The organism is Kumtagia sp. (assembly GCF_059502445.1).
Genome location: NZ_JCACER010000035.1, coordinates 1 through 5,134, shown reverse-complemented (window position 1 = coordinate 5,134; position 5,134 = coordinate 1). Strand labels below are relative to the sequence as shown.

Sequence of the window (5,134 nt, the reverse complement as noted above, 5' to 3'; positions counted from 1 at the left end):
ATTGCCGCGACCATTCAGCAGCCCTCATGGTGAGCTTGTCGAACCACGAGGGCGCTGGACGCGATTTGAGATGCCCTCAGGGCGATCGCATATGAAAACGATGAGATTTTTGTCGGCCTGTACCCCCACCCCTAACCCCTCCCCACAAGGGGGAGGGGGACTCGGCGGCCGCTTTGCAGAGCAAAATCGCCGACGATTGGCGCTTGCCGGAGACGCCAGCCGGTCCCCCTCCCCCTTGTGGGGAGGGGTTAGGGGTGGGGGTACCTTCATATGCGATTGCCCTGTGTCGAACCACGAGGGCGCTTGACGTCGGCCGGCTTTCAATCCGCCACAAACGGCTGAAGGCAAGTCTTAGATCACCCCTTGTCCGTCTATTCCCACCGCCGACGACGGCAGCAGGCCGCCGGTGACGACGATGGGCGTCTTGTCGGGCACGCGGTCGTAGAGGTCGATGATGTCCTGGTTGATCAGCCGCACGCAGCCGGACGAGACCGACTTGCCGATGGAAAACCATTCCGGCGAGCCGTGCAGGCGGTAGAGCGTGTCCTTGCCGTCCTGGAAGATGTAGAGGGCGCGGGCGCCGAGCGGGTTCTGGATGCCCGGCTGCATGCCGCCCTCCCACTCGTTGGTGCCGGGGATCTGGCGGGCGCGGTACTGCTCGAGCTCGGGCTGGCGGTCGATCATCTCGTTGGGCGGAAACCAGCGCGGCCACTTCTGCTTCCACTCGATGACGCCGCGGCCGGCCCACTCGAAACCTTCGCGGCCGAGGCCGACGCCGTAGCGGATGGCCTGGCCGCCTTCGCGGGTGAGGTAGAGGAAGTGGCTGGAGGTGTCGATGACGACTGTGCCGGGCGGCTCGCCGGTCGGGTTGTCGATGACCTGCCGGTAGTAGCGCGGATCGATCTGCTCGATCGGCACGGCGGGGATGTCGTAGCCCTCGTCGAACATCGCGGCATAGATGGCGCGGGGGTCGCCGAAGTTCTGTTCGGTGCCGAACGGCGTCAGCGGCGGCAGCGGCCCGCCCTCGGTCGAGGCGACCTCGCGGCTCGGATTGCTCGCGCAGGCGGGGAGGGCGGCGGTCGCCATCACGGCGAGCATGGTGCGGCGGCTGATCTGCATGCGAATCTCATAGCACGGTTCGGCCCGCCCGCAACGCGTGGAGGGATGGGAGGTTCCCAGGGGGTAGCGCGGCGCCGTCGCCACGGCTGACCTGGTTGCTACTTTCTAGGAAAAAATTCCTTGACACCGTGACGGTGCTTTGCTAGAGTTTCGCTATCGTCGGAAAAGTGCGGGCGGCGGAGAGTTGGTGCAGGGCCGCACAGGTTGCACCGACCCCGCTGGTCGCTGCGCGGCCAGCTCCTCCTCGAGGGGGAGATACGCGGCGGTACTCTTTTCGCAAACACAGGATCGTTCCATGCCCCGTAGACCGCTGGCGCAACAGCGGGCGCTGCGCGCGCTCGCCGAGGGCGCGAAGGCGACGCTCGACCTGCTGGCCGATGCCAGCGGGCGGTCGCTAAAAATGCTGAGGCGGGATGCCGAGAGCGAGGGCTGGGCTCTGGACCGCGCGCCGCAGGAGGATGTGGCCGCGCGTGTCCGCGCCATCGCCGCCATGCTGCTCGACCATATCGAGGCGATGGGGCGGGCGGCGCTCGAGGAAGGGCGCAAGATCAGTAAGTCGGACGTCGACACGGCGCTGGCGCTGGTGCGCAGCCTGGAGAAGATCGGCGAAGTCATGCGGCCGGAAGAAGCCGCCAAGGAGAACCAGATCAGAGAGGATGAGCAATTGGCCGCCGTACTCGAACGCATGGACGAACGCATTATCGAACTTGCCCGTGAGCTCGCAGCTCAAATGGTTGCGGAGGCATGTGGGCCTGGACGGAGCGTGGCTGGCAAGGAATGAGTGGTGGAGATACGCCTTCCTCGCCCAGTATCCGTTGATGCGGATGCAGCCGCCCATCTGGCTGGTGAGCGGCGGGCAAGACGCGGCTAGGCGCCGAATGGGTGAACGGACTGGTGCGCGGTCTTCCACCCTTCACCGCGGCGGGGCAGCGCTACGGCGTGATCGCGCTGGTCGGCGAGACGCTCGGCGACGTGCGCGAGGTGATGATCGACGGGCCGGCCGGCATCGCGCGCACGGCGCGCGGCAACCGCGCCCGCTACGAGCCGAGCCGGCGCCGGATTGTCTGGGACAATGGCGCGGTCGGGCACGTCTTCTCGTCGGAGGACCCGGAAAGCCTGCGCGGACCGCAATTCGAGGCGGCATGGTGTGACGAGCTGGCCAAGTGGACGAACGCCGACGAGACGTTCGATATGCTGCAGTTCGGGCTGAGGCTGGGCATACAACCACGGCAGATGATCACCACGACGCCGCGGCCGGTCAGGCTGGTGAGGAAGCTCATGACCGACCCGTTGGTGACGAGGAGCAAACTCACCACGTCCGGCAACGCCTCCAATCTCGCGCCGGGCTTCGTGGCGGCGGTCACGGACCGCTACGGCGCCACAAAGCTCGGCCGGCAGGAACTCGACGGCGAGCTGGTCGAGGACCGTGAGGACGGGCTGTGGACGCGCGACCTGATCGAGCGGGCATTCGCGGCCGAGGTGCCGGAATTGCGGCGCATCGTCGTGGCGGTCGACCCGCCGGCGAGTGCCAGGCGCAGCTCCGACGCCTGCGGTATCGTCGCCGCCGGACTGGACGGCGAGGGCAAAGTTTTCGTGCTGGCCGACGCTACCGTGAAGGCGGCGCGGCCGCAGGACTGGGCGGGTGCGGCGGTGGCGCTGTTCCATCGCCTGCAGGCCGACACGATCGTGGCCGAGGTGAACCAGGGCGGCGACATGGTGAGCGCGGTGATCCGCGCCGCCGATCCGCTCGTGCCGGTGAAGGCGGTCAGGGCGATGCGCGGCAAATGGATCCGCGCCGAGCCGGTGGCGATGCTCTACGAGCAGGAGAAGGTTCGGCATGCCGGCCGCTTCCCGGCGCTGGAGGACGAGATGTGCGACTTCGGCCCCGACGGGCTCTCCGGCGGCCGCTCGCCCGACCGGGTGGATGCGCTGGTCTGGGCGGTGAGCGAGCTGCTTCCCGGCCGGACGGGGGAGCCGAGGGTGAGGAATTTGAGCGAATAGCGAATAGCGAATAGCGAGGATCGGTTCGGACGGGAACAAGTCAATGAAATAGTTCCCTATTCGCTACTCCCTATTCGCTATTCGCTCCAATCGAGGATCGCCGATGCAATGGAACTGGCCCTGGCGCCGCGGCGCCCGGAACGGAGCGGCCGTGCCCGAACGCAAGGCCGGCTGGTCGGGCGGCTTCGTCGCCCTGCATGTGCAGGCCGAGGCCGGCTGGACGAGGCGGGACTATGCGACGCTGGCGCGCGAGGGGTTCATGAAGAACCCGGTCGTGCACCGCTGCGTGCGGCTGGTCGCCGAGACCGCCGCCGCCGTGCCGTGGCTGCTCTACGAGGGCGGGGCGGAGATGTCGCGGCATCCGCTGCTCATGCTCATGGAGCGGCCCAATCCCAGGCAGGCCGGCGCCAGTTTTCTCGAGGCGCTTTACGGCCATCTGCTGATTTCCGGCAACGCCTATGTCGAGCTGGTCGAGGCGGGCGGCGACCTGCGCGAGCTGCATCTGCTGCGGCCGGACCGGGTCGGCGTCGTCTGCGACGGGCAGGGATGGCCGGTGGCGCTGGAGCACCGGACGGACAAGGCCAAGCGCGTGGTGCCGCTCGGCGGCGCCACGGCCGGCGGGGCGCTGCAGCTGTCGCTGTTTCATCCGCTCGACGATGTCAGAGGCTTTCCGCCGCTGGAGGCGGCGCTGATGGCGCTCGACACGCACAATGCGGCCGGGCGTTGGAACAAGGCGCTGCTCGACAATTCCGCGCGCCCCTCCGGCGCTCTGGTCTACGCGCCGAAGGAGGGCGGCAATCTTACCGATGAGCAGTTCGAGCGGCTGAAGGCCGATCTGAGCGAAGAGTATACGGGCGCGGCCAAGGCCGGAAAGCCGCTGCTGCTGGAAGGCGGGCTCGACTGGAAGGCGATGGGCCTGTCGCCCAAGGACATGGACTTCATCGAGGCGAAGCATTCCGCCAGCCGTGACATCGCGCTGGCCTTCGGCGTGCCGCCGATGCTGCTCGGCATTCCCGGCGACAACACCTACGCCAATTACCAGGAGGCCAACCGCGCCTTCTACCGCATGACCGTGCTGCCGCTGGTGGCGCGCACCGTGCGCGAATTCTCCGCCTGGCTGGCGCCGGCCTTCGGCGACGGGCTGCGGGTGGCCTATGACGCCGACCAGGTGGACGGGCTGGCGGCCGAGCGCGAGGCGCTGTGGGCGCGGGTCGGGGCGGCAGAGTTTCTCACCGACGACGAGAAACGCGAGGCGGTGGGATACCAGCCGCGAGGAGCGGGATCGTGACGGCGTCAGCGTGCCTTGCCCGCCGATTTTGCAATGAAGGTCACTCCGGACAGGCCCTCGAAATGCGAATCGCAGGTCAACAGCTCGGCCTCGTTCTGCAGGGCGGTGGCGTATACGATCGCGTCGGCCGTCGCGAGCTTGTGCCTGCTGCAGAGTTCGGTCGCCAGAAGCGCTATCTTCGTATCGAGCGGCACGACCCGGCACATTTGCGTGAAGGCGATCACCTGATCGGCCTTGTCCTCGCCCACCTCGCGGGTCAGCCATTTCGCCAGTTCGAGCTGGACGATCGTCGGCACCAGCCAATCTTCACGCGCCGGGATCGCGGCTTCCACGGCCTTGCCGGCCGGCGATGCGATCAACCATTCGATCCAGGCCGACGTGTCGACGAGGCGCATCAGAACCTGTCTTTGCGGTCGCGGTAGTCCCTTGCCTTCGCGCCTTTCGCGATGCCGGCGAGTTCCGCCGGTTTCGGCACCGGCACGAGCAAGACGCCGGCTCCCTTTGGGATGAAGGCGAACTCCTGGCCTGCCTGCCACCGGTGGGCCGCACGCACGGCCTTCGGGATGGATATCTGGAATTTGGCCGAGAGCGTGGCGATGTCGGGCATGGTCGTACCTGGCACTGATCGATCGATGCTCCGTAAGAAATAGCATCGATCGATGTCTTTCGAAAGGGCAGTAGGGCAGTAGGGCAGTAGGGCAGTAGGGCAGTAGGGCAGTAGGGCAG

At 67.3% G+C, this 5,134-nt stretch carries 5 protein-coding genes and 1 pseudogene; 3 read left to right on the top strand and 3 right to left on the bottom strand.

The window, feature by feature from the left end; all coding sequences use genetic code 11:
* Positions 1–351 precede the first annotated feature (351 nt).
* Positions 352–1,119: a L,D-transpeptidase gene (locus AC5JDC_RS13420; RefSeq protein ID WP_106775674.1), complete on the bottom strand. Its 768-nt coding sequence runs from the start codon at positions 1,117–1,119 to the stop codon at positions 352–354.
* A gap of 295 nt (positions 1,120–1,414) precedes the next feature.
* Here AC5JDC_RS13420 and AC5JDC_RS13415 point away from each other — a divergent pair, with 295 nt between their 5' ends.
* From AC5JDC_RS13415 to AC5JDC_RS13405, 3 genes and pseudogenes are all read left to right on the top strand, one after another.
* Positions 1,415–1,900 carry a hypothetical protein gene (locus tag AC5JDC_RS13415; protein WP_495841773.1) on the top strand — a complete coding sequence of 162 codons (486 nt, stop codon included), beginning with the start codon at positions 1,415–1,417 and terminating at the stop codon, positions 1,898–1,900.
* A 71-nt stretch (positions 1,901–1,971) separates the two neighbouring features.
* Positions 1,972–3,120, top strand: a pseudogene (locus tag AC5JDC_RS13410) (DNA-packaging protein); the annotation flags it as partial.
* Positions 3,121–3,223: 103 nt separating this feature from the next.
* Positions 3,224–4,408: a phage portal protein gene (locus AC5JDC_RS13405; protein WP_495841772.1), complete on the top strand. Its 1,185-nt coding sequence runs from the start codon at positions 3,224–3,226 to the stop codon at positions 4,406–4,408.
* Positions 4,409–4,413: 5 nt separating this feature from the next.
* Here the strand turns inward: AC5JDC_RS13405 and AC5JDC_RS13400 are convergent, their stop codons facing one another.
* Positions 4,414–4,803: a type II toxin-antitoxin system VapC family toxin gene (locus tag AC5JDC_RS13400; protein ID WP_495841771.1), complete on the bottom strand. Its 390-nt coding sequence runs from the start codon at positions 4,801–4,803 to the stop codon at positions 4,414–4,416.
* Positions 4,803–5,015 carry an AbrB/MazE/SpoVT family DNA-binding domain-containing protein gene (locus tag AC5JDC_RS13395; protein ID WP_106775669.1) on the bottom strand — a complete coding sequence of 71 codons (213 nt, stop codon included), beginning with the start codon at positions 5,013–5,015 and terminating at the stop codon, positions 4,803–4,805. Before AC5JDC_RS13395 ends, AC5JDC_RS13400 begins: the two co-directional genes overlap by 1 nt.
* Positions 5,016–5,134: the final 119 nt, after the last annotated feature.

Coding starts and splice junctions, on each gene's coding strand:
- AC5JDC_RS13420 (WP_106775674.1), bottom strand. CDS start 1,119: ATGCAGATCAGCCGCCGCACCATGCTCGCCGTGATGGCGACCGCCGCC.
- AC5JDC_RS13415 (WP_495841773.1), top strand. CDS start 1,415: ATGCCCCGTAGACCGCTGGCGCAACAGCGGGCGCTGCGCGCGCTCGCC.
- AC5JDC_RS13405 (WP_495841772.1), top strand. CDS start 3,224: ATGCAATGGAACTGGCCCTGGCGCCGCGGCGCCCGGAACGGAGCGGCC.
- AC5JDC_RS13400 (WP_495841771.1), bottom strand. CDS start 4,803: ATGCGCCTCGTCGACACGTCGGCCTGGATCGAATGGTTGATCGCATCG.
- AC5JDC_RS13395 (WP_106775669.1), bottom strand. CDS start 5,015: ATGCCCGACATCGCCACGCTCTCGGCCAAATTCCAGATATCCATCCCG.